Below are 24,402 nucleotides of genomic sequence, written 5' to 3'. Positions count from 1 at the left end.
ATGAACCGCTGTCTACAAGAGGCTTTTACTTCCTTCTTCCTCCTCCTGACTCCTCCTACATAAGTTAGCTGTGTGGTTAACGCCGCGTGCTAAGGGCAATTTTCAGCAAACAAACAACAAACAACCGACTCATAGCGGGATGGTAAATTACTGGGCGATCGCCATCGGCATTGATCAATATCAATTCTTTCAACCTCTCAGTTGCGCTCAAGCCGATGCTGAGGCAATTAAGGATTTTTTGGTAACAGAAGCAGGTTTTCTCCCCGAAAAATGCTTGTTAATGACAAATACCTCGCCCCCCATAGGAGAACAATCCTCCTATCCGACAAAAGAAAATATCCTCTTGTTGCTAGAAGAATTAGCAGCGACACTTTGGCAGCCAGGGGACTACCTATGGTTATTCTTTAGCGGCTATGGGGTTAATCACAAAGAACAAGATTATTTAATGCCAATCGCCGGCAATCCCGATCAAGTTCCCGAAACTGGTATAGAAGTGCGATCGCTCATCCAGGGTCTACAAGTTACTGGACTCAATATCTTACTCATTTTTGATATTAACCGCGCTTTTGGGACTCAAGCAGATGCACCAGTAGGACAGGAAATTATTGAACTAGCCCAAGAACTGCAAATGGGCGCAATTATTTCCTGTCAACCCGAGGAATTTGCCCATGAAAGCACGGAATTAGGTCATGGTTTTTTCACAGCAGCATTATTAGAAGCCTTGGGTTCTGGAAAAGGATACAACTTCGCCGATTTAGCCGCCTATGTAAGTTATCTTACCCCCAAACTTTGTCAACACCACTGGCGACCAGTCCAAAACCCCATGACTGTCATTCCCACGACCCAGCCAGCTATTTTACCCACGTTGACACTAGATGAAAACTCAGAAGCCCTAATTTTCCCCGCCGAAAGTTTTGCTATCACCCGCACCGCACCCCCACTAGAAAATAGTTCCTCTAGCAGCACAGACAGGGCTTGGTGGACGGAAAATGCCTCAGTTGAGACCACTTTAACCCCAACAACAACCGAGGAAAATTTAGTCTCCCCACCCATATCAAAGTCACTTGTTAGCAGCAATCACACTTTAACAATTTCCCCAGAATCCCAGTCCAGTGGCAGATTTATTCCCGCTCTTACCACAGCCAATACCTATACTTCACTGCAATCTCAACCACCAATTTGGCAACAATTTATCATTTGGGGTGGCGGTACGATGGTGATAGTAGGTATAATCGCTACATTTTTACTCCGTAATCCTGAAAGTTTTCGGTTTAAAAATTTCTCAAAAACAGTATCTAATAATCAGACTAGCAAACTGCAATTTCCCCAAATATTTAAAACTTCTCAAAATCCTAGTAACGCCCAAATTAGTGCCAATACAGACTCTAAAAAACGTAATCAAGCGATTTTAGAGCTACAAAAAATGTTGCTTGTCCCCACACAACCAAATCATTTAAGTATTGCGATCGCTAAATCCCAAAGAATTCCCCCAAATTCACCACTATACGCCAAATCTCAGGAAAATATTCAGGTCTGGTGTCAAATGATTTTGGAATTAGCACAGGCACAAGCTCAACAAAAAAAACATACAGCCGCCATCACAATTGCCAAGTTAATCACCACAAAAGATCCGCTTTATTCCCAATCTCAAACACTTATTCAAAAATGGCAACTAGAAGCCAAGCAATATGTAAGTAATAAAACTCTCTTAGATGCAGCTAAAAATTTAATTATTCCTGAACAAGCATCAACCTATAATCGCGCCATCGAAGTTGCTAAAAAAATTCCCAAAGGACAACCTGGGTTTGAAATTGCCCAAACATTAATTAACGAATGGAGTGAAAAAATTCTAGATTTAGCCAAAATTCGTGCCACTCAAGGAGATTTTCAAGCTGCTGTCGCCACCGCCGCATTAGTCCCACAAGTAACGATTGCCTACGAAGATGCTCAGGATGCTATCCAAAAGTGGCAACAGCAAAAGAATTAGTCAGTTGTCATTGGTCATTGGTCAGTTGTAAAACTACTATCTATTACCTATTACCTATTACCCATTACCCATTAGCAATACTGAGAAATGTCTTCGCCACAGGTATCAGCTAGATAGCACATTGCTTTAAATCGCAAACCTACTACTTCTTCGTATAAAGGATTAAGTTTACACATTGGCGGAATGTGAAACAGTGTTTTACCAAATACTTTGACATCACGCTCAAATGGACACTGAGCCGGAATGTATTTACAGAGACGATGAGCTAATAGGCGATCGCGCACCTGAATATTATCTAACCAATTACGCAAAGGACGTAAAAAGTCCCAAGCCGGCTGGGCTGCAACATGGTGTAACGGAGTCATATTAGCTTCACTAGCGTCTACTGGATGTAGAGAAATCCAACTTGTTAAAAAAATCTTCTTCTGAATATTCTTAGATACCTTCATGGTAATTCCTCTCTTCCTTTGAGGGTATTCACCTTACTGATGAATATACAATATGACAAGAACCTGAAACGGAAAACAGTATTATGACGGAAATTTTATCAAAGTTGTAATTAACTGCTTCCTATGATTGAATCTATATGTTAATATGTCGCTTTGACCATAATTTCCCAAAAAGCAATACTGTGTTCATTCAATTTTACTAGTAACTTGGCACAGTTAAAATTTTAGTGAAGACATCTGCCTTTGGGTGTGATTTCTGTTAACTGCAACAAAACTTATTATAGCAATAATTATCAATAAATAGGATTAGGAAAAATACTCTTAAACAGCAAACTTTAGACAGTGATTCTTGCTAAATTTGCCATTTACAGCGCATTATCTTTAACCTAACTAGGTTTAGCTCTCAGTTACATCCCATACCTATGGATAAACCGTACCACTATTGCCTTAGTCGGCGCTGCTGTGTTGATAGCTTTGGGTGTCCTGAATTTGCAGGAAGCTTGGTATTCCATAGATGCCAACATCATTGTATTTTTGTTAAGCATGATGGTGATTAACGCCAACCTGTCCTATGTCGGCTTTTTCCGCAAAGCACCGACATTGCTACTGAGATGTATCCGTAGTCCTCTAAGCTTATTGATAATTATTACTTTCGGCTGTGGCATCTTCTTTGCTTTCTCAATGACACCATAGACCTAATTTTTACACCCCTCACTTTAAGTCTAACTCTATCTTTAGGCTTAAATCCCATTCCCTAGAACTTTTGCGTATTCTTGCTACAGAGACAGTAAATTAAAGAATAACACTTTTATAATTACTTACTAGTATCTAAACTCCAGTCAATTCCGGTGCTTCAATATCTATCTTTAGATGGATTGACATTGATTTTAGTTTTTGCGTGCTTCAAATTTATACCATTTTAAAGAATTTTTTCTGAAATTGGCTGTTTGAAAAGGTTAGTAATTTTTTTACATAAGGCTACAACCCAGTTATACTATGACTTCCAAAATTGTTATTAACGAAATTTCCTTAACTTCGTTAAATTCGCACATACTGAATTACTGGTCTGATATAACTTGGAAAAAACGTTATCCCATTAGAGAGTGTTTTAAAAGTTGTATCCCGTAATTTTCATCACATTTTACCCCCCTTTCCCCTTATGAAGGCTACGGTGTACACACAAGTGGTATCTGCAAGGGTTTCAGGCTTTATAGACCCCTGAAATTGTCATTACGAGCGCAAGTAATTACATAATCCGGTGGTTTTTGCGATTCCTACGGAGTGCTTCGCTATCGCTTCGTTATTCCTCCTCTGTGGGAGACGCTATGGGAAATGTACCCTTAACAGATCAAGCTTACAGCTTACAAATTAAATATGATCCATTTTAACAAAGGTAAAGTCGGCACTGTTTTTGAGGGTAAATCTCAATTTAATTTAACTCTAGAACAGGTCTTGCAAAAACAAGCTAAGTTCTAAGGTAACACCAAAAAATAAATTACCCAATTTTGTGGGATGGGCATCCTGCCCGTCCTTGATGATTAGCGGGATCTTCGTCCCGCACCACAAGAAATTTTTGGGTATTTTTTTAATTGGAAGTCCCTAAGTTCGGCTGAAAAGCGCAAAGATGCTGAATAACACCTTTGCGCCTCTGCGCCTTTGCGTGAGCTAACTCTTAAGAAGCAACCGCAGTAGAACGAGTGCGTCGTCTTCTACCATCGGAAACCTTCACAGCAGGTTCTTCAGGAACTTGCATCAACAACGTCAAAGAAGGTTGGCATTGCAACTCTCTCCGCATAGAACGCGCCAATTCCCGTTCTAGGGTTTCCTGCAATCCACCCCAATCTGTATCAGCGGGCTGTCCTTCTACGGGAGAAAACTCTGTCCAACGGACGGCAAGAATCTCTTCAATGCGTTGTTGTACCCATTTTTGCAAGAGCGATCGCTCGATGCTTGTCACCACACCCTGCATATGAATTTCCGTTTTTGCCATTAGCTTACCACTCCAGTCAATAGCAGCAGCAATAGTCACAGTCCCTTCAGAAGCCATCCGTTGGCGTTCTTGCAACACTTTAGAACTCACCATACCCGAACTAGAAGTATCCACCAATTCAATCCCCGCTGGCACTTTTCCAGCCACACGGATAGAATTTTCGGTTAACTCGATGACATCCCCATTTTGGATAATCACCATATTTTCTGCCGGAATCCCCATACTTTGAGCAGTTTCCGAATGCTTCACCAACATCCGATGTTCACCGTGAAATGGCACAAAGAACTTCGGACGAGTTAAAGCAATCATCAGCTTTTGTTCTTCCTGGCAACCATGTCCAGAAACGTGAATCCCTTTATCCCGTCCATAGATCACCCTTGCTCCCTGAATCATCAATTTGTCAATGGTATTGACCACAGCAATTGTGTTACCAGGAATGGGGTTAGCGGAGAAGAGAACCGTATCTCCTTGGCGAATTTTAATATGGGGGTGTTCTTTATTGGCAATTCTCGTCATCGCTGCCATTGTTTCACCCTGAGAGCCTGTGGTTAAAATCAGCACTCTCTCATCTGGCATACCCCGAACCGTATGCAACGGTTGAAATAGGCTATCTTCACACTTGATATAACCTAAATTCCGCGCATGGGCGATTAAATTCAGCATAGAACGCCCAACAATTGTCACCACACGATTATGTTTTCTTGCTAGTTGCAAAATCATGTTGATGCGATGGACGCTAGAAGAAAAAGTCGTGACAAATAAACGTCCAGTAGCGTGAGAAAATTCTCGGTCAAGGTTAGGAAAAACAGCCCGTTCGGAAGGTGTAAATCCTGGTAATTCTGCATTAGTGGAGTCACTCAATAGGCAAAGTACGCCTTTTTCACCATGTTCTGCCAGACGTTGTAAATCGAAAGTTTCACCATCTACGGGAGTATGATCAATTTTAAAATCTCCTGTGTGGATAACTATGCCTATTGGTGTATGAATAGCTACAGTGAAGCTATCAGCGATGGAGTGGGTGTTGCGGATATATTCGACAAAGAAATGTTTACCAATTCTCACCACGTCACGGGGAAGGACTTTTCTTAATTCTGTGCGATCGCGGACCCCTGCTTCTTCTAGTTTACCCTCTAGCATTGCCATTGCTAGTCTAGGTCCATAAATTACCGGAATATCAAATTGCTTCAAGTGAAAGGCAATTCCCCCGATATGGTCTTCATGACCATGAGTAACGATCATGCCCTTAATCTTGTGGCGATTTTCTCGTAGATAAGTTGTATCTGGCAATACAATATTTACCCCGTGCATGGCTTCTGTGGGAAATGCCAATCCTGCATCTAACAGGATAATTTCGTCCTCATATTCAAAAACGCAAGTATTTTTACCTATTTCGTGTAAACCGCCCAAAGGAATAATTTTGAGAGCGGGATTAGATTCGTTTTTAGACATTTTCTCCTGGAGATTTTTGTTAGTTGTGAATCAGTTGATAGTTCGGTTTCTTGTATGAAAGAAAAGACCAAATTTTCTGTTTAAATTCAGCTTCTATAAAGTCCTATTTGATTTCGTTGACATCAAACTGAATGATTTTTATATTGTTCAGTTGTAGCACAAGTGTTAAGACGATAATCTAGTCACCATTTGTACACATTATTTATAAATCACTCACCTATTGGGGCTGAGATTAAATTCAGCTTTTGCATTACTGACTCTAATTTTTTCGATACATCCGTATCAGCTTCATATAAGGGTAGACGAGTTGAACCTACTTCCCAACCTTGTAGTTTGAGTGCTTCTTTGACAGGAATGGGATTTGTAGTTAAAAATAGAGCTTTAAACAATGGAAACAATTGCAAATGAATATCAGTAGCAAGTTGAGTATTTCCCACTTTCCATGCCTGAATCATTTTTTGGATGTGATTACCCACTAAATGAGAAGCTACACTGACTATGCCTTGAGATCCTATGGCTAACATTGGTAGAGTTAAAGAATCATCTCCAGCGTAAATCTGAAATTCTTTTGGTGTCAAGCGACGGATTTCACTCACTTGATCTAAGTTACCACTAGCTTCTTTAATGGCGACAATGTTATCAATTTCCGCTAATCTCACCACTGTTTCGGAACTGAGGTTTTGACCCGTGCGTCCAGGAATGTTATACAACATCATTGGCAGGTCAGGACAGGACTGGGCTATTGCCTGAAAGTGTTTGTATAATCCAGCCTGTGGCGGTTTGTTGTAGTAGGGAACTACTTGTAAAGAACCATGTACTCCTATTTTAGCTGCTTTTTGGGTAGCGGCGATCGCTTCTTTGGTGTCATTAGAACCAGAACCAGCAATTACTTTAGCTTTACCTGATACAGTTTGCAATACCTCAACAAATAATTGATATTCTTCGTCCCAAGTCAGGGTTGGAGATTCCCCTGTTGTTCCACATACTACTATTGCATCTGTACCATTTTTAACCAGATAATCTGCTAGTTTGGCAACTACATCATAATTAATACTACCGTCTGTCTTAAACGGCGTAATCATAGCAGTTACAACTGTTCCAAAATATCCCACACTCTTTTCTCTCCTAATTTGTTAGTTGTCAGTTGTTAGTTGTTAGTTATTGATTACCTGTGATTCATGACAAATGACTGAATTTAAACTTATATTTTAGTAAATTTTAGTAAATTTTTTCTACTAATAATTCAGCAATTTGTATTGCATTTAAGGCTGCACCTTTACGGATTTGGTCGCCGCATAGCCATAAGTCTAAACCACAAGCATGAGATATATCCTGGCGAATTCTTCCCACCAAAACCTCATCTTTACCACTAGCATCTATAGGCATAGGAAAATAATTTGCTTGCCAATCTTCTACTAATTTCACCCCAGGGGATGTTCTTAAAATTTTTCTAGCCTCATCTGGATCAAAAGGTGTTTCAAATTCTAGATTAATGGCTTCAGAATGGGCGCGGAGTACGGGAACCCGTACACAAGTTGCGGTAATTCTGATTTCTTGATTACCAAAGATTTTGCGAGTTTCGTTCACCATTTTCATTTCTTCCTCACAATATCCCCAAGTTGTCATGGGAGAATTATGGGTAAATAAATTAAATGCCAATGGGTAAGGTAAAATCTCCGCTACTGGTTGCTTTCCTTGTAGTATAGCCTCACTTTGGATTTTTACTTCCTCCATTGCCTTCGCGCCAGCACCACTAGCCGATTGATAGGTAGCAGCGACAATCCTTTTCACTGGTTTAACTTGATGTAATGGCCAAACTGCCAAGGACATGAGAATTGTCGTACAGTTGGGATTGGCAATAATTCCTTGGTGAGTAAAGGCGGCTTGGGGATTTACCTCTGGAACTACCAAAGGGACATCCGGGTTCATGCGAAAGGCGCTGGAATTATCAATTACCACTGCTCCTTTTTCTACCCCTACACTCGCCCAAGTTTTGGAGATGCTACCCCCAGCACTGGCTAATACTATATCTAGATTTGCCAAACTGCGATCGCTCACCGCCTCAATCGGGATATCTTCCCCTTTGAATTTGAGTGTTTTTCCCGCACTGCGTGGCGATGCCAACAACTTTAATTCAGCCAGAGGAAAATTTCGGCTTTCTAGTAATTCCAGCAACTCAGTACCTACAGCACCAGTTGCTCCCAAAATAGCTACACGATAGGACTTAGACAAACTCGACTCCTCCTTTAAGAGGTAACTAGCACTTTTTTTAGGACAACTTAAAAAATCATACGTTTCTGTTGTTCCTGTCAACAGCAGATTTTAAATAGTAAAATTTGCATATCTTTGCGATTATATCTCAATTTTTGATGACTATTGAGAAATTTGAGACTCTGTTCTCTATATCGCAGTTAAAATTAAGTGATATTGTAGTTCACAGCTATGGAAGTCATAGCAACTAAATCATCATACTACATTATTATCGTATAATATCCTAGTTATACAGCAAACTGCAAAAAAAGAAAACCAATAACGATTAACATTTGGGTATTTTCCAGAAGTCCTACCTGTAAAGTTATGTTAGCGGAACTGAGTCCACTATGTTGAAAGAATATCCTCAGTAACCCAGCCCTAAATGGACTGGGCTTGCAAGAGTAATCAAGCAAGCCGTACTGACCAGACCACCCTAAGCATAGTCTAAGGGTAGCCGTTATTTGAGTCACGACACCCCGGAATGCGTAGCTAGTTCCCTGCTCTGTCGCTTGTGATTAAACAGTTCTAAGGTAACAGGAACAGTGTTGCAAGCTCAAGCAAGCTCTTATAACAGGTCGTTCGCGCAGCGTGCCGTAGGTATCAGCTAACATTACCCCAGAAATGGGAGGCTATGAGTGAGCAAAACATTATGCGTACAGAGTTGGGAATTTTGAATCGGTAATTGTCCCGTTGAAAGTACATCACAAAAGTACCCCGAATTTCCCAACTCCAAGGCGGTAATGAAAAAGTTTTCAATGCGGTTAAAACCGCCCGTGCAGCTTCCCTCTCAGGTCTAAAGCCTCTGAGTTTTCCACTTACCGGATATCCTTATGAAGTGTTCAGTCCTTTACTTTTTGCAGTAAACTTCTCGAAGACAACGCGTTAACTTAGGTTGGGATAACCGATCCTATACCCCCGTAGAAGTAAATGTCTAGACTTGTCTAGTATTTAGATAGCAGATTAAAGTACCAGAAAAATAGAAACAAAGCATGAAAGTTACCCAGGAAAAACTTCCCGCCAGTCAAATTGGTTTAGAAATAGAAATTACACCGGAAATTACCAAACAAAAATACGAGCAAGCTATTAGAAAATTAACTAATACCGCCAATATTCCTGGGTTTCGCAAAGGCAAAGTACCCCGGCAAATATTAATACAACGTATCGGTAATATTCGCGTCAAAGCAACCGCCCTAGAAGAAATGTTGCAAGAAGGTATTGACCAAGCAATTAAACAAGAAGCGATTAGCGCCCTTGGTCAGCCCCAATTAAGTTCTTCCTTTGATGAATTAATTGTCAATTATGAACCAGGACAACCCCTGACTTTTGCCGCTACTGTAGATGTTTTCCCAGAAGTCAAGTTAAACCAATACACTGGTTTAGAAGCCAAAGCAGAAGAAATCAAGTATGATCCTACCCAAGTAGATACAGTTATTGAAGCCCAAAGAGAAAAGTCAGCAACTTTAGTCCCCGTAGAAGGACGTGCGGCCCAAATCGGTGATATGGCGGTAATTGACTTTAAGGGTGTAATTGCCAAAACTGAAGGAGATGATCCTGATAGTGAACCCAAACCAATTCCCGGTGGAGAAGGGACTGATTTTCAAGTTGAATTACAAGAAGATAAGTTTATTCCCGGCTTTGTCTTGGGTATAGTGGGCATGAACCCCGGAGAAACCAAAGAAGTATCTGCCCAATTCCCAGATCCTTATGGTAATGAGGAGTTATCTGGTAAAGCGGCTATGTTTACCATTACCCTCAAAGAAATTAAAACCAAAGAACTGCCAGAATTGGATGATGATTTTGCCCAATCAGTCAGCGACTTCGAGACCTTAGCGGAATTGCGGGCATCCTTAGAAGAACGGTATCAAAAAGAAGCCGCAGATAAAACCAAAGACAATCAGCAAGAAGCTTTAGTCACAGAACTACTCAACCATGTGGAAATAGATTTGCCGACAACACTAATAGATCAAGAAATTGATGCTATGCTGTCACAGACGGCCATGAAGTTGTCCGAGCAAGGAATAGATGTGAGAAAGCTATTCACTCAAGAAATTATTCCCCAATTACGCGATCGCTCCAAACCTGAAGCTATAGAACGTCTGAAACGGAATCTATCTTTACAAGAAATTGGTAAACGTGAATCTATCGAAGTAGCAACGGAAGAAGTGCAAGCTAGAGTCGCCCTATTGATGGCAGAATATGCTGATCAAGATTTGGATGAAAATAGATTGCGTGCAGTGGTTAAAGAAGAACTTTTAACCAAAAAAATCGTTGATTGGTTGCTAGAACGTTCATCTGTGGAACTACTCCCTGAAGGTTCTTTAACTCCTATAGAAGAAACCGAAACAGATTCAGAAAGTGCTGAAGCCGTTCAGGAAGAGAAAACCAGTAATCCTGGGTAATGGGTAATGGGTAATGGGTAATGGGTAATGGGTAATGGGTAATGGGTAATGGGTAATGGGTAATGGGTAATGGGTAATGGGTAATGGGTAATGGGTAATGGGTAGTTAGGAAACATCTGCCCCCTGCTCCCTGCTCCCTGCGCCCCTACCTGCTGAATTCTGCCATATAGGGCATAATGGTTAACAGTTCACAATTTCATGCCATTTATTTTTAAATATTCTAGTATGCTTGTATCGCAGTCGGGAAATTACCCAATCAACAGCTTGAGTCCTATTGGTACTAGTGGCAGTTCTAGCAGCCCTAGTAACATTGTGCCAATGGTGGTAGAACAGTCTGGGATGGGAGAAAGGGCATTTGATATCTACTCCCGCTTACTCCGCGAGCGGATTATTTTTTTGGGAACTCCCATAGATGATGTTGTAGCTAATTCGATTGTTGCCCAATTGCTTTTTCTCGATTCGGAAGACGCGGAAAAAGATATTCAATTGTACATTAATTCTCCTGGTGGCTCTGTCTACGCGGGTATGGCAATCTATGATACAATTCAACAAATACGTCCCGATGTTGTAACTATCTGTTTTGGACTGGCAGCGAGCATGGGGGCATTTTTATTAACATCTGGAACTGCTGGAAAGCGGATGTCTTTACCTGACTCCCGGATTATGATTCACCAACCCCTGGGTGGCGCTCAAGGACAAGCTATTGACATTGAAATTCAAGCGCGAGAAATTCTTTACATTAAGGGCGAATTAAATCAATTAATGGCCAAGCATACTGGTCAACCCTTGGAGAGAATTGAGGCTGATACCGAGCGCGACTTTTTCATGTCAGCAGAAGAGGCGAAGAATTATGGTTTGATCGATCAGGTCATTTCTAGACAAAATCTTCCCACAGCAGGGTAAATCGTCGTCATTCTGAAATAAGAGGCTGATATGTCTAAGTACGACTCCCATTTAAAATGTTCATTTTGTGGTAAGTCTCAAGAGCAAGTACGTAAATTAATCGCAGGTCCGGGAGTCTACATCTGCGATGAATGCGTTGACTTGTGTAATGAAATCCTCGATGAGGAATTGCTGGATACCACTGCTGCGGCTGCATCACAACCGGCGCAAAAGTCAGAACCAACTGAAAAACGTCGTACCAGTTCGTCTAATCTCTCGTTTAATCAAATCCCTAAACCGAGAGAGATTAAAAATTATTTAGACGAACACGTTATCGGCCAAGATGAAGCCAAAAAGGTGCTATCTGTGGCTGTTTACAATCATTACAAGCGATTGGCTATTCTTCAGTCTAAGGGTAATGCCAAGGCTGGGGCAGATGATGCGATCGAATTACAAAAGTCCAATATTTTACTTATTGGACCGACTGGTTGCGGTAAGACTCTATTGGCACAAACTCTGGCGAAAATTCTGGATGTTCCCTTTGCTGTTGCTGATGCTACAACCCTGACGGAAGCTGGGTATGTGGGTGAGGATGTAGAAAATATCCTGTTGCGGCTGTTGCAGGTGGCGGATTTGGATGTAGAGGAGGCTCAACGGGGTATTATCTACATTGATGAAATTGATAAAATTGCCCGCAAAAGTGAGAATCCCTCTATTACCAGAGATGTTTCTGGGGAAGGGGTACAGCAAGCTTTGTTGAAAATGTTGGAGGGGACTATTGCTAATGTTCCACCTCAAGGCGGACGTAAGCACCCATATCAAGATTGTATCCAAATTGATACGAGCAATATTTTGTTTGTCTGTGGTGGGGCGTTTGTCGGTTTAGAAAAGGTTGTAGATCAGAGAGTGGGTAAAAAGTCAATTGGCTTTGTGCAACCTGGAGATGTGCAAACTAAGGAAAAACGGGCTGCTGATACCTTACGTCATCTGCAACCGGATGATTTGGTGAAATTTGGCATGATTCCTGAGTTTATTGGGCGGATTCCGATGGTGGCTGTGGTTGATCCTTTGGATGAGGAGGCGCTGATGGCAATTCTGACTGAACCACAGAGTGCTTTGGTGAAACAGTACCAAAAACTGCTGAATATGGATAATGTCCAGTTAGATTTTAAACCAGAGGCGTTAAAGGCGATCGCTCAAGAGGCTTATCGGCGCAAAACTGGAGCGCGGGCTTTACGCGGTATTGTGGAAGAGTTAATGCTGGATGTCATGTATGAGTTACCCTCTCGCAAGGATGTGACTCGCTGTACAATTACTAAGGAAATGGTGGAAAAACGTTCTACTGCTGAACTGATAGTCCATCCTTCTTCTTTACCTAAACCAGAGTCGGCTTAATTGTCAGTTGTCAATTGTCAGTTGTCAGTTGTCAGTTGTTAATTGCCAATTGTCAATTGTCAATTGTTAGTTTTTAATTTTTAATTCTTGCAATGACTTATATAAATGTTCGGGGTGTAGATCATTATTACGAATGGATGAAAAAACCATCAAATGTTATGAAACCGGTGATGGTTTTTTTGCATGGTTGGGCTGGTTCAGCGAAATATTGGCAAAGTACGGCTGAGGCTTTATTAGATAATTTTGATTGTTTACTATATGATTTACGGGGTTTTGGCCGTTCTCAATGTCAACCCCAAAATGACGGGAATTTAAGTTATGAATTAACAGAATACGCAGAAGATTTGGCGGTTTTATTAAATGAGTTAAATCTTGACCGTGTTTATGTTAATGCCCATTCTATGGGTGCTTCTATTGCGACTTTATTTTTTAATCGTTATCCCGAAAAAGTTGCTAAGGGAATTTTAACTTGTAGCGGTATTTTTGAATATGATGAAAAGGCTTTTTCTGCTTTTCATAAATTTGGTGGTTATGTGGTGAAATTCCGCCCGCAGTGGTTAAGTAAAATTCCTTTGGCTGATAAAATGTTTATGGCTAGATTTTTACATCGTTCTATTCCTAAAGCTGAAAGTCAGGCTTTTTTGGAAGATTTTGTTAATGCCCATTATGAAGCGGCTTTAGGGACTATTTATACTTCTGTGAGTAAAGAACAAGCGGAAACAATGCCGGAAGAATTTGCAAAATTAACTATACCAACTTTGCTAATTGCTGGGGAACATGACATTATTATTCCGGCTGAATTGGGGAAAACGGCGGCGGCTTTAAGTGATAAAGTTCAATTAAATATTATTCCGAATACGGCGCATTTTCCGATGTTGGAAGACTCAGAAACTTATTTAGCAATAGTCAAAGAGTTTTTAAGTTGTTCGTAATTGCTAGGATTAGATCCCCGACTTCTGATATTAATGTATAATTTATTTACAAGATTAAAAAAGAAGTCGGGGATCTTGAAAACCTAGATAGGGCTTGCTGAATAAAGCTAAAACCGTTTATTTATAAGGGTTTTGCGGATTTTCCGAACAAAAAAGTGCAAGGTTTTGGCAAATGGAGTCTCAAAACAGTTGCATTTTTCCCTGTCGGATATGGGAAATTGAGGATATCCAGATAGCTGAAACTGTTCCCTGTTCCCAGTTAAGAGTTCCCTCCCCTCACAGAAAACTTTTATGGCTTACGCCACGCTACGCTATCAGCAAACCCTAGATATATTAAGAGTTGGTGGGTTAAAAAAGTGAATCAGGTGCAAGGAATTAGCATTGAAACTTTTGATTTACCGATCATGTTTCAGATTCGAGACTATTCTTATCTCCTTATAATTCTTTCTCCTGACTCCTGACTCCTGACTCCTAGCCCATGACTTACGTCACGCTGCGCTATCACTAAAAGACTTTTTCAGCAACCCCTATGTATTGCCGCTAATTTATATCGCTACATAATATTTTAGAAACTTCCGTACATTTGAATACGATAACATTATATTCAGTGTATTTGCTATTCAGGATTTCCTAAAAATGTCACAAAAGCCAGGTAAGAAAATTGCACCTATTCCCATGTCTAACAATGTTAGCGTGGTTGACTTGATTGATACCTATTTTACCGCTTACAACTCAGCCCGGTTGCGGGAAGCCTGTCAACTGCTGACTAAGGAAGTGTTTCAAGAGGGTGTAACTGTGGGCGTTAGCCTTTCCGGGGCGATGACACCGGCAGGTTTTGGGGTTTCCGCCCTTGCGCCCTTAATTCGCAATGGTTTTATTGACTGGATGATTTGCACTGGTGCGAATCTTTACCATGATATGCACTATGGTTTGGGTTTTGAACTATTTGCTGGTAGTCCTTTTTTAGATGATGTCAAATTGCGGGAAGAGGGGACAATTAGAATTTATGACATTGTTTTTGGTTACGACGTACTACTAGAAACGGACGCTTTTATTCGCAAAGTTCTCCAAGCTGAACCTTTCCAAAAACGCATGGGAACGGCTGAATTTCACCATTTGCTGGGTAAGTGCGTCTGGGAAATAGAAAAGCAATTGGGGGTCAAAAATTCCTGCTTATTGGCGACAGCTTATGAATGTGGCGTACCTATTTATACTTCTTCTCCTGGGGATAGTTCTATAGGAATGAATGTGGCGGCTTTGGCTTTAGAAGGTTCAAAGCTAATAATAGATCCGTCCATTGATGTCAATGAAACAGCAGCGATTGTCTATGGGGCGCGAGAAAACGAGGGTACAAGTGCGGCGGTAATTATTGGTGGTGGTAGTCCTAAAAACTTTTTGTTACAAACACAACCGCAACTTCACGAGGTTTTAGGATTGGAAGAACGGGGACATGATTTCTTTGTGCAGTTTACCGATGCCCGTCCTGATACTGGTGGTTTATCGGGTGCGACTCCGGCGGAAGCTGTGAGTTGGGGTAAGATTGACCCAGATGAGTTACCTAGCGCTATTGTTTGTTATACCGATAGTACGATCGCTCTGCCTTTGGTGACAGCATACACTCTTAATCAGTGTCCACCACGCCCCCTAAAACGGCTGTATGATGGACGAGAAGCTTTGTTAAATACTTTGCAAAAGGATTATCTAGCGGTTAAGGACAAACCAGCGAGTGAGGGTAATGATCCCAAAGCAGCTACTTATCCTTGCGGTACACCAGTGAAAGGTTAGGATTTTATTATCATATTGTAGGTGTTGTGAGCGATAGCTAATCAAGCTGAATCGCTCCTACATTTTATTACTCAAGTGTCTATTTACTACTTTGTTGTGTGATTGCCTGTTTCACTACTTCGATATCTAACTCAAGTATCCGAGCAATTTGTTCTACAGTTAGCCCTTCATTTAAGAGTCTAGGAATTGTTTTTAACTTAGCAGGACTTACGCAACTGGCACATTGGTAGGGTGCGTCAAATATCAACAATCTGTTTATTTGCAGGATTTATGCAGTCTGACGCACCCTACAACAGATTTTTGGTGTGACACTTGCGTAAGTCCTACTTAGTTTCTTCTTCAACTTCTTGATAAAATCGGGTTTTTTGCCATTCTGTTAATCCCAACATTGCTTCTAACTCCTGACGACTATAGGATGAAAATTTGTAAACCAGCATTCTTTCTACTAATTCTAAAAGATTTCGACTGTAGTTCAAATAACACGCTGGGAAGATTTTGAAGTAATGTGTAAAATATCGTGTCTGTCTTCATTTTATAGCTGGAAGCTGAAGTTAAGCAATATGTTCTCAAACATTATAGCGATCGCTCTCCATTGCCGACTTATTTAAATCGTATCAATCCCCAGAGTGATTTTTATCTAAATTAGCTAATTACAAATTCAAGCAAATTATCTCTGAAGATTGATTACAAAAATATTTAATTAAATTATTATTCAGTATTGATTGAATGACAAAATAGATTTAAAAAATATCAAATGAAAATTCTTGATTTTGCTATATCTAGATGGCAGTTAGCATCCAGACTTTTATTTGTGGCTTTTGCCTGCGCTTTTCTATTTTTTACTACTGCTTTTCCGGCTTTAGCTATCAGTAGTTATCAAAGTAATCCTAAGGAAGGAACAACACAACTATTAGAAACCCAACGTCAAACCGATAAAGCTGCTAAAGCTCCACCGTTGGGACTAAAAGAAACTCAAGAAAAAACCAAGAGAGGACTTAACGAAGTTCAGGGAGATGCTGATATTGATAAAATGAAACGTCCCGAAAATTCAAAAAGTGCAACTTCAGTCCCAGAGGAAGTAGAAGGCTTTTTAGAAAAAATTACAGGTAACAAGAAGTAAATATCATTTATCAAGAATAAGCTCCGTATCCCCATTTTTCAAGAATTTGGGGATATGAAAAATTTTCCACATTAGCTTGATGATCAGAGAAAATAACAGCATATTCCTAAATAGATAAAAATAAATAAACATTAATCTTACCTTTGATTGATGTAGATTATGTCTATATTTTGAGAACTTATATTTAAGAGGACGTTTGAAAAGTTTTTGATGTATAAATAAACCCCTCTCCAAACCTCTCCCCGACCCGGAGATAGGCTTTGAAACCCCATTCCAGCTAAAAAAGTTTTTCCGCTTCCCTCTCCTTTTAGGAGAGGGCTAGGGAGAGGTAGGAAAGGGGGGTTAGGTTTCTGGAGATTATCGGTTTCATCTAATACTTTTCAAACAACCTCCAAGGTATTTACTTGCTAATCAGGAAGAATAATTATGACCATACATAAAATCAACATTGGGTTAATAGATCAGTGTAGTGAAGAATTTCATGATCAAGGTTCTGCTGAATTTTTAACTGAGTTGATGGAAAAACATGAAGAAATGGCTTGGATGTTGCGTTCATTTATTGAAGGAGAAGCCGTAGAACCGGATGGTCAAAAACAACCAGGAGGAACTAAAGTTCCGGTGGGTGTGTAATTGATCATTTTCAACACAAAATATTAGGAGTAAACAAGTGCCAGAAATATATCAAGCAGAACGTACAATCTCCGCTGTATTTAAAGAAGAAAAACAAATTGATACTGTAATTCGACGGTTATTAGATAGAGGTATTCCCAAGGATCATGTTTCGGTGATGGGGAGAAATTTCCAATCAGAAACGCGGATTTCTGGTTTTATTACCAAGCGAGATGTGATTCTCGGAGGTTTGAGAACAGGAGCAATTTTTGGTTCTTTGTTTGGTTCGTTCTTGAGTTTGTTAACAGGTGTAGGTGTATTGTTTGTTCCCTTTGTCGGGCCAATTGTGGCAGCCGGTCCAATTGGGGCGATATTATTGGGGGCTGCAAGTGGTGCGATCGCTGGTAGTGCTGGTGCAGGTTTAGTATCAGTTCTCACTGCTTTAGGAATGCCAGAAGATAAAGCTACACTGTATCAAACCCGTTTAGAAGCCGGTGAATTTTTAGTGATGGTAGAAGTACCGAGTGATCGCAGTGGCGAATTTCAGTTAATTCTCGAAAGTGCTGGTGGTGAAGAAATTAACATAATTGAAAAAACACTACCTCACCCTTGTCCAGGAATCTGCAACAGTGCAGATGATTTATCTCCTGAAGTTCGCACCCATCTTTCCCCAGAATCCCAGCGGGTATTCATGCAACGTTATAATATTGCACTGAATGAAAATATGGACGAACTTACTTCTGAACAAATGGCTTGGGATGAAGTTCACAAACAATTTGATGAAGATGAAAATGGAGTTTGGTCAAAAGTTAAAGTTTTGCGCTAGAGATATGCAAACAACAAATTGTACAATCTAGCAAAAAATATTTACCCAGTTATTAATCTGGAGAAATACTTTTGTGGTGCGGGCATCTTGCCCGCTATTTTGACCTAGTAACAGGTTAATCACCCCTACATTTATTTATCAAATGTCTATTTACTACTTTGCTGTTTAATTGCTTGTTTTACCACTTCGATATCTAACTCAAATATCCGAGCAATTTGTTCTACAGTTAGCCCCTCATTTAACAGTCTAGGAATCGTTTTTAACTTAGTTTCTAACTCAGTCTCTTCTTTTACTTCTTGATAAAATCGAGTTTGCTGCCATTCTGTTAATCCAAACATTGCTTCTAACTCCTGACGGCTATGTGCCATAGCTCTTAATTCATTGAAAAACATCTGCACAAAAATAGGATCAGCTTTTATACCCATCCATCGTGTATTAATCTTATTTGAATAGTTAAAAATTATTGAGGTTTATTTTGTAGACGACGAGAACGCATATTTTCCCGCATTTGCTTAATTTGCGCTTTCTGTTCAGGAGTTAATACCGCGTCCATTTGTTGTTTTGATGACTCTCTAATTCCTTTCATTTTAGCTTTTTGTTCAGTGGATAAGCCTAATGAAGCAAAAATATCACCTTTTTTTCCACGTCCTTCTCTGCGTTGCTCTTGTCCTTGTTGACGTTGTGCTTTATATTCTGCCATTGCAGCTTGTAATTTAGTTTTTTGTTCGGGTGTCAAAACAGCTTCAATTTGAGTGCGGGTATTGCTACGAATTTCTTTTATTTTAGCTTTTTGCTCAGGGGTCAAATTCAACTTTTTAAATAGACCTTCTTTTTGCCATTCCTGACCAGGTTGGGGTGAAGATGAATTTTGTTCTGCTTGAACTGCAAAGGGTGTTGCAGTTAAAGTCAAAGCCAGAGTACCCGCAATTAGTGATAATGTCTTCAGTTTCATAGTTACCTTTTGGTTGTGTTTGGTTATGTTGGTTTTCTATCCTCTTATCATAGAGACTAACACCCAGTAACCACATGAGGTAAAAGTCACGTCTACACCCATTACTTTAGTCATGACATTAGCATTCAGATATCTTACGCCTGCTCCATTTTAATTTAATCGTGATACAAATATTTTAAGTTAGGTTGAGGATTTCAGCCTTGTAACTATATCAACTATCAATCAATTATGAATCGTCCTATTCAGTTTAATAATCATCCTTTTCGATTTCTTTTGTATTTAGAATGGCTATTATTGGGATTTTCAGCGTTAATGGCATTAATGCCATCTCCCTCACCGCGCTTTTCGGCAATGTATCCAGAGTTGACAATTTGTAGTTTAACGATTTTTGGTTTAATGGGGTTAAGATTGCCTACTTTCAATAAAAATAATAAAATTATTTATACGGCATTGGAAGTTATTTTAATTTTAATTACTGGTTTTTTCGGTGGTAGAAGTGCCAGACTTTTTCCCTTTCTTTATTTAATTTTGGTAACTCGTAGTTGTTTAATTTTTCAACTTCCAGGACGATTAACAGTTACTTTATCTTCATTTATTTTATTTCTATTTACCCTGAGACAACGGATGCCTCCTGGAAAATTTTCACCAATAGCGCAGGAAAGATTTAGATTTTTTAGTTTTAGTTTGGCAGTTCTATTTGGTTTAAGTTTAGTATTTGTTTTAATACTAATGAATACTGTTTTGGCTGAACGGCAAAGTCGAGATAAACTGCAAGCTGCCAACGAAAAACTTCGTCAATATGCTTTGAAAATTGAAAGTCAGGCAACCTTGGAAGAACGCAACCGCATTGCTAGAGAAATTCATGATTCTTTAGGACATTCTCTAACGGCTTTAAACTTGCAATTAGAAACTGCTTTAAAGTTATCAAAACATGATATACCTAGAGCAATGACCTTTTTAGCCACTGCTAAAGAACTCGGTTCAAAAGCCTTACAAGATGTCCGGCAATCGGTTTCTACGATGAGATCCCATCCTTTACAGGGACAAACCTTAGAAGAGGCAATTAGGATTCTCGCGGCGGATTTTCAGCGTTATAATGGCATTTTACCTAGTTGTCAAATTTCTATTATTTCTCCACTGTCTATGGAAATCAGCACTCCTATTTATCGAATCATTCAAGAATCATTAACGAATATTTCTAAATATGCCCAAGCTACAGAAGTTAAATTAGAATTAATAACAACTTTAGCCGGGTTAAAGTTAATTATTCAGGATAATGGCAAAGGTTTTGAAGTGGGGCAAAATACTACTGGATTTGGTTTACAAAGTATGCGCGATCGCATTTTAGCATTAGGAGGAGAATTTGAAATTAACACTCATCCAGGTGCAGGTTGTCAAATTATTGTCCAAGTTCCTTTACTGAACTATTAAACTGTTTTACTCTCAAAATAATGCTGTGGTCAAAGGGAATTCCATAGCGAGCCAATAAAAATAGAAACACAGCAAGTGGCACAGTTGGTGGAGCGACCAATTGAAATAGTAGAATATCAAAGATATACGTGCATTTGCAGCGAATGCGGGGAAACACAAACGGCAGACTGGTCACCAGAGATAGTACCAGGACAAGATATAGGAGTGAGACTGCAAGCTTTTTTGGGATGGATAAATAATTACGGACATTTATCCTACGAAAAACAGCAAGAACTGTTGTGAGAACTGGGTGAGATAGAAATTGGGATGGGAACATTAGTAGCCATAAATAAACGAATAGATAGTGCAGTGGCTAGTAGTATTGACCAGATCAAAGAGTGGATTAAACTTACCCAGCCCAATATCCATGCGGACGAAACACCTTGGGTAGTCAAAGGTGTAAAAGAATGGTTATGGATTTTTGCTGCACATACCGCCTGATAATAATTTAGCCGAACGAACATTACGTTTAGCCGTGACAAAACGAAAAGTCAGTGGTGGTTCGCGCTCTATGGAGCGGTTTCAAGATACTGCCAACTTATTGACGGTTATACAAACTTGTCGTCGTCAAGGACGTTCTGTGATTGAGTTTTTCGAGCAAGCTATCAAAGCTATGGTTAATCCTAATATGCAGACCCCGAATTTAATCCCTCAAATTTAGACCTAAATCCTTACATCAGAACTGTTATTTTTCAGGGGTTTCTCCAATAGTGTGGGAATTTAAAATTGGTGGTTATCAAGTATTAGATAAATGGTTAAAAGACCGAAAAAGTGCTAATATAGATTTATCTAATGCCGAAATTACTCATTATCAAAAAATAATTATTGTCGTCATAGAAACAATTAAATTAATGACAGAGATAAGAGATAGATGATATAATCCCTCGGTTTACTATTATATAAACACCCCAAAATTCAGATTCCCGAATTATTAGAAAAGTCGGAAATCCAATTACTAATTACCAATTACCATGATCACAATTTTAATTGTAGATGATCAAAGTTTAATTCGTCAAGGTCTAAGAGCCTTATTAGAATTAGAAGTAGATATAAAAATTGTCGGAGAAGCAGAAAATGGTCAAATTGCAATTAATCTAGTTAAAAAATTACAGCCTAACGTAATTTTAATGGATATCAGAATGCCTATAATGGATGGAGTTGCTGCTACCAAAGAAATTAATCAGCACTTTCCTCACAGCAAAATTCTCATATTAACAACTTTTGATGACGATGAATATGTGAAAGCCGGATTACAAAATGGCGCAATGGGTTATTTACTCAAAGATACACCCTCAGAAGAGTTAGCAGTTGCCATTCGTGCAGTTGATAAAGGATATTCCCAATTAGGTCCAGGAATAGTCAAAAAACTAGTTACTCAATTTCCGGCTACCTTACCCCAACCTGTATTAGCTGTACCACCGAACCTCACGGAACTTACCCCCAGGGAAAAAGAAGTTTTGCGGTTAATTGCCATTGGTGATAATAATCGAGAAATTGCCAAAAAACTGTATATTTCCGAAGGTACAGTCAAAAATCATGTCACCAATATTTTGAATCGGCTGAATTTACGCGATCGCACACAAGCTGCTATCCTAGCCAATAGTTTTTTGACATACTTAGAACAAGATATTTGAAGTGCTTAATGATTGCCCAACGAGGATTGGCAGTTGTGGTTGATAAAGTCGGTAAAAAACTCAAAGCTGATGGCAAATCAGATGAATTAAAAGATGCCTTGGCTAAAGTTTGCATGATTGATTTAGCTTTTATTTAACAAGCTTATGTAGAAGTTTCTTCTGCTGCGGTACTTAAAGAAACTGGTTGATCAGCAGCTTTATTCAGACGTTTGATTGCTACTGGTGCATCTGATATGTAATGTCATAGGGAATAGGGAATAGGGAATAGGGAATGGGTTTAGCACTGCTAAACACCTAGTTAATCGGTGACTCCTGACTCCTGCTATATAATGGATGTCAGTTCTCACTGTTGACTCCTCATGCAAATTCCTCGTTTACATCCAGATACTATCGAAGAAGTTAAACTCCGGGCTGATATTGTTGATGTAGTCTCGGAGTATGTAGTCTTGCGGAAACGGGGTAAAGATTTTGTCGGTTTATGTCCTTTTCATGATGAAAAAAGCCCTAGTTTTACTGTCAGTCCTAATAAGCAAATGTATTATTGTTTTGGCTGTCAAGCTGCCGGTAATGCTATTAAGTTTGTCATGGACTTGGGAAAGCGGCAATTTGCAGATGTGGTACTAGATTTAGCAAAACGTTATCAAGTCCCAGTTAAAACTTTAGAACCTGAACAAAGACAAGAATTACAACGGCAGATATCTTTACGTGATCAATTATATACTGTTCTCGCTTCCGCTGCCCAATTTTATCAACACACTTTAAGGCAATCTCAAGGACAAAAAGCATTAGAATATTTAGAAAAAACTCGTCAATTTCAACAAGGAACAATTCAACAATTTGGTTTAGGTTATGCTCCTGCGGGTTGGGAAACTCTTTACCGTTATTTGGTGGAAAGTAAACATTATCCGGTGCAATTGGTAGAACAAGCGGGATTAATTAAACCCCGGAAAGAAGGGGGCGGATATTATGATGTATTCCGCGATCGCCTAATGATTCCCATTCGTGATATTCAGGGCAGAGTTATTGCTTTTGGTGGCAGAACTTTAACAGATGAACAACCGAAATATCTCAATTCTCCAGAAACAGAATTATTTAGTAAAGGGAAAACATTATTCGCTTTAGATGAAGCCAAAGACGGTATTTCTAAAGTTGATCAAGCGGTAGTTGTAGAGGGGTATTTTGATGCGATCGCTCTCCATGCAGCCGGCATTAATAACGCTGTTGCTTCCCTGGGTACAGCTTTAAGTATAGAACAAGTTCGGCTACTATTACGTTATACTGAATCTAAACAATTAATCCTCAATTTCGATGCAGATAAAGCCGGAACAACCGCCACAGAAAGAGCAATTGGGGAAATTGCTAATTTAGCTTATGCAGGGGAAGTCCAATTAAAAATTCTCAATTTACCTAATGGTAAAGATGCTGATGAATATCTACATAGTCATACCTCAGCCGATTATCAACAACTATTAACAAATGCCCCACTTTGGCTAGATTGGCAAATTCAAAATATTATTAAAAATCGAGATTTAAAACAAGCTACTGACTTTCAACAAGTCACCCAACAAATTGTTAAACTATTGCAAAATATCGTTAATAGTGATACACTTAATTATTATGTTTCCTCCTGTGCAGAAATCCTGAGTTTAGGAGATACTAGACTGATACCTTTAAGAGTTGAAAATCTCTTAACTCAAATTAAACCCGGTAGTATAAAACCCTCAATTCCGCGCACAAGTAAACCGCCGACTAAAACTCCAAAGCTATCTTTAGTCCACACAGAACGCAGTTTACTAGAACGAGCCGAAGCATTATTATTAATCATTTATCTTCATTCTCCCCAGCAGCGGCAAATAATTATTGAAGATTTAGAAACCCGCAATTTAGAATTTAGTCTTTCTCATCATCGCTTTTTGTGGCAACAAATGGCAGAATTCACAGTTGATGAAGTTGATTTAATTTCTAGTGTGCAAAATAGATATTTAGAATTAGGGGAAGAATTAGACATAGTTTCTCATATATTTCATCTCAATGAAAAAAATAAAACAGAAATATTGCGAACTCCTCACGTTATCCAAGCAGCACTAGCTTGTATGGAAAGGGTATTTAGAGAAAAACGCTATCGTTATTTTATGGAACAATGGGAAAAAATAGATCCTGAAACCGAACCAGAAAAAGATAAATATTATGCTGAAGCCATATATATAGAAAAAATCCATTTACACGACCTCGAGAAACAGCGACAATTTTCTATTACCGATTTAATTTAG

General features: G+C 39.4%; 19 protein-coding genes and 5 pseudogenes. 16 read left to right on the top strand and 8 right to left on the bottom strand.

The features are described from left to right. Positions 1-139: 139 nt before the first annotated feature. On the top strand, positions 140-1,987 hold the full coding sequence (locus CA730_RS06855) for a caspase family protein (RefSeq protein WP_096665513.1): 1,848 nt from the start codon (positions 140-142) through the stop codon (positions 1,985-1,987). A gap of 71 nt (positions 1,988-2,058) precedes the next feature. Here CA730_RS06855 and CA730_RS06850 read toward each other — a convergent pair whose 3' ends face one another. Beyond that, entirely contained in the window at positions 2,059-2,436 is a 378-nt protein-coding gene (locus tag CA730_RS06850) for a Mo-dependent nitrogenase C-terminal domain-containing protein (RefSeq protein ID WP_096665510.1), read from the bottom strand. Positions 2,437-2,778: 342 nt separating this feature from the next. Between CA730_RS06850 and CA730_RS25485 the strand changes: the two are divergent. Further along, positions 2,779-3,191 (top strand): annotated as a pseudogene (locus tag CA730_RS25485) (SLC13 family permease); the annotation flags it as partial. A gap of 917 nt (positions 3,192-4,108) precedes the next feature. On the opposite strand, the gene CA730_RS06840 reads toward CA730_RS25485, so the two are convergent. The 3 genes from CA730_RS06840 to CA730_RS06830 form a co-directional block, all read right to left on the bottom strand. Then, positions 4,109-5,875: a ribonuclease J gene (locus CA730_RS06840; RefSeq protein WP_096665507.1), complete on the bottom strand. Its 1,767-nt coding sequence runs from the start codon at positions 5,873-5,875 to the stop codon at positions 4,109-4,111. Positions 5,876-6,084: 209 nt separating this feature from the next. Continuing rightward, on the bottom strand, positions 6,085-6,987 hold the full coding sequence (dapA, locus tag CA730_RS06835; RefSeq protein ID WP_096665504.1) for a 4-hydroxy-tetrahydrodipicolinate synthase: 903 nt from the start codon (positions 6,985-6,987) through the stop codon (positions 6,085-6,087). A gap of 106 nt (positions 6,988-7,093) precedes the next feature. Next, the gene (locus tag CA730_RS06830) at positions 7,094-8,107 is read right to left on the bottom strand and encodes an aspartate-semialdehyde dehydrogenase (protein WP_096671336.1); all 1,014 of its coding nucleotides are present in this window, start codon (positions 8,105-8,107) and stop codon (positions 7,094-7,096) included. A gap of 1,010 nt (positions 8,108-9,117) precedes the next feature. Here CA730_RS06830 and tig point away from each other — a divergent pair. Continuing rightward, complete coding sequence (gene tig, locus CA730_RS06825) at positions 9,118-10,527, top strand: trigger factor (RefSeq protein ID WP_096665501.1); 1,410 nt, start codon at positions 9,118-9,120, stop codon at positions 10,525-10,527. Here the strand turns inward: tig and CA730_RS06820 are convergent. Beyond that, the gene (locus CA730_RS06820; protein WP_096665498.1) at positions 10,497-10,643 is read right to left on the bottom strand and encodes an alpha/beta hydrolase; all 147 of its coding nucleotides are present in this window, start codon (positions 10,641-10,643) and stop codon (positions 10,497-10,499) included. The two genes, tig and CA730_RS06820, sit on opposite strands and share 31 nt — an antisense overlap. 109 nt (positions 10,644-10,752) lie before the next feature. On the opposite strand from CA730_RS06820, the gene clpP reads away from it, so the two are divergent. The 4 genes from clpP to CA730_RS06800 all read left to right on the top strand — a co-directional run bounded on the left by clpP (position 10,753) and on the right by CA730_RS06800 (position 15,521). Continuing rightward, positions 10,753-11,430: an ATP-dependent Clp endopeptidase proteolytic subunit ClpP gene (gene clpP, locus CA730_RS06815; RefSeq protein WP_039203649.1), complete on the top strand. Its 678-nt coding sequence runs from the start codon at positions 10,753-10,755 to the stop codon at positions 11,428-11,430. A gap of 30 nt (positions 11,431-11,460) precedes the next feature. Next, a complete protein-coding gene (clpX, locus tag CA730_RS06810) occupies positions 11,461-12,804 on the top strand; it encodes an ATP-dependent protease ATP-binding subunit ClpX (RefSeq protein ID WP_096665495.1) in 1,344 nt (447 codons plus the stop codon). A 92-nt stretch (positions 12,805-12,896) separates the two neighbouring features. After that, a complete protein-coding gene (locus CA730_RS06805) occupies positions 12,897-13,736 on the top strand; it encodes an alpha/beta fold hydrolase (RefSeq protein ID WP_096665492.1) in 840 nt (279 codons plus the stop codon). 636 nt (positions 13,737-14,372) lie between these two features. Continuing rightward, positions 14,373-15,521: a homospermidine biosynthesis protein gene (locus tag CA730_RS06800; protein WP_096665489.1), complete on the top strand. Its 1,149-nt coding sequence runs from the start codon at positions 14,373-14,375 to the stop codon at positions 15,519-15,521. 323 nt (positions 15,522-15,844) lie between these two features. Here the strand turns inward: CA730_RS06800 and CA730_RS24175 are convergent, their stop codons facing one another. Further along, complete coding sequence (locus CA730_RS24175; protein ID WP_231940008.1) at positions 15,845-15,997, bottom strand: Rpn family recombination-promoting nuclease/putative transposase; 153 nt, start codon at positions 15,995-15,997, stop codon at positions 15,845-15,847. 278 nt (positions 15,998-16,275) lie between these two features. On the opposite strand from CA730_RS24175, the gene CA730_RS06795 reads away from it, so the two are divergent. The 3 genes and pseudogenes from CA730_RS06795 to CA730_RS06785 all read left to right on the top strand — a co-directional run bounded on the left by CA730_RS06795 (position 16,276) and on the right by CA730_RS06785 (position 18,076). After that, on the top strand, positions 16,276-16,641 hold the full coding sequence (locus tag CA730_RS06795; RefSeq protein WP_096665486.1) for a hypothetical protein: 366 nt from the start codon (positions 16,276-16,278) through the stop codon (positions 16,639-16,641). Between the two features lie 456 nt (positions 16,642-17,097). Further along, positions 17,098-17,271: pseudogene (locus CA730_RS06790) on the top strand (Dps family protein); the annotation flags it as partial. A gap of 37 nt (positions 17,272-17,308) precedes the next feature. Next, positions 17,309-18,076, top strand: a complete 768-nt coding sequence (locus CA730_RS06785; protein ID WP_096665483.1) for a ChaB family protein — start codon at positions 17,309-17,311, stop codon at positions 18,074-18,076. Positions 18,077-18,222: 146 nt separating this feature from the next. Here the strand turns inward: CA730_RS06785 and CA730_RS06780 are convergent, their stop codons facing one another. Together CA730_RS06780 and CA730_RS06775 are read right to left on the bottom strand one after the other, a co-directional pair. Next, positions 18,223-18,501 carry an RpnC/YadD family protein gene (locus CA730_RS06780; protein WP_231940006.1) on the bottom strand — a complete coding sequence of 93 codons (279 nt, stop codon included), beginning with the start codon at positions 18,499-18,501 and terminating at the stop codon, positions 18,223-18,225. A gap of 35 nt (positions 18,502-18,536) precedes the next feature. Further along, positions 18,537-19,028, bottom strand: a complete 492-nt coding sequence (locus CA730_RS06775; RefSeq protein WP_096665480.1) for a Spy/CpxP family protein refolding chaperone — start codon at positions 19,026-19,028, stop codon at positions 18,537-18,539. A 228-nt stretch (positions 19,029-19,256) separates the two neighbouring features. On the opposite strand from CA730_RS06775, the gene CA730_RS06770 reads away from it, so the two are divergent. The 6 genes and pseudogenes from CA730_RS06770 to dnaG all read left to right on the top strand — a co-directional run bounded on the left by CA730_RS06770 (position 19,257) and on the right by dnaG (position 24,402). Further along, positions 19,257-20,459 (top strand): sensor histidine kinase, encoded by a 1,203-nt coding sequence (locus tag CA730_RS06770; protein ID WP_096665477.1) that lies wholly within the window; start codon positions 19,257-19,259, stop codon positions 20,457-20,459. A gap of 24 nt (positions 20,460-20,483) precedes the next feature. Then, positions 20,484-21,159 (top strand): annotated as a pseudogene (locus CA730_RS06765) (IS66 family transposase); the annotation flags it as partial. A 28-nt stretch (positions 21,160-21,187) separates the two neighbouring features. Beyond that, positions 21,188-21,373, top strand: a pseudogene (locus tag CA730_RS24170) (type ISP restriction/modification enzyme); the annotation flags it as partial. A 96-nt stretch (positions 21,374-21,469) separates the two neighbouring features. Beyond that, on the top strand, positions 21,470-22,132 hold the full coding sequence (locus CA730_RS06760; protein WP_096665474.1) for a response regulator: 663 nt from the start codon (positions 21,470-21,472) through the stop codon (positions 22,130-22,132). A gap of 86 nt (positions 22,133-22,218) precedes the next feature. Next, a pseudogene (locus tag CA730_RS26570) lies at positions 22,219-22,320 on the top strand (protoglobin domain-containing protein); the annotation flags it as partial. A 171-nt stretch (positions 22,321-22,491) separates the two neighbouring features. Continuing rightward, on the top strand, positions 22,492-24,402 hold the full coding sequence (dnaG, locus tag CA730_RS06750; RefSeq protein ID WP_096665471.1) for a DNA primase: 1,911 nt from the start codon (positions 22,492-22,494) through the stop codon (positions 24,400-24,402).

The sequence above is a fragment of the Dolichospermum compactum NIES-806 genome, from assembly GCF_002368115.1.
GTDB classification, from domain to species: Bacteria; Cyanobacteriota; Cyanobacteriia; order Cyanobacteriales; family Nostocaceae; genus Dolichospermum; species Dolichospermum compactum.
Note: the sequence above shows the minus strand (reverse complement) of the source record. Positions and strands in the feature narration are given on the sequence as shown.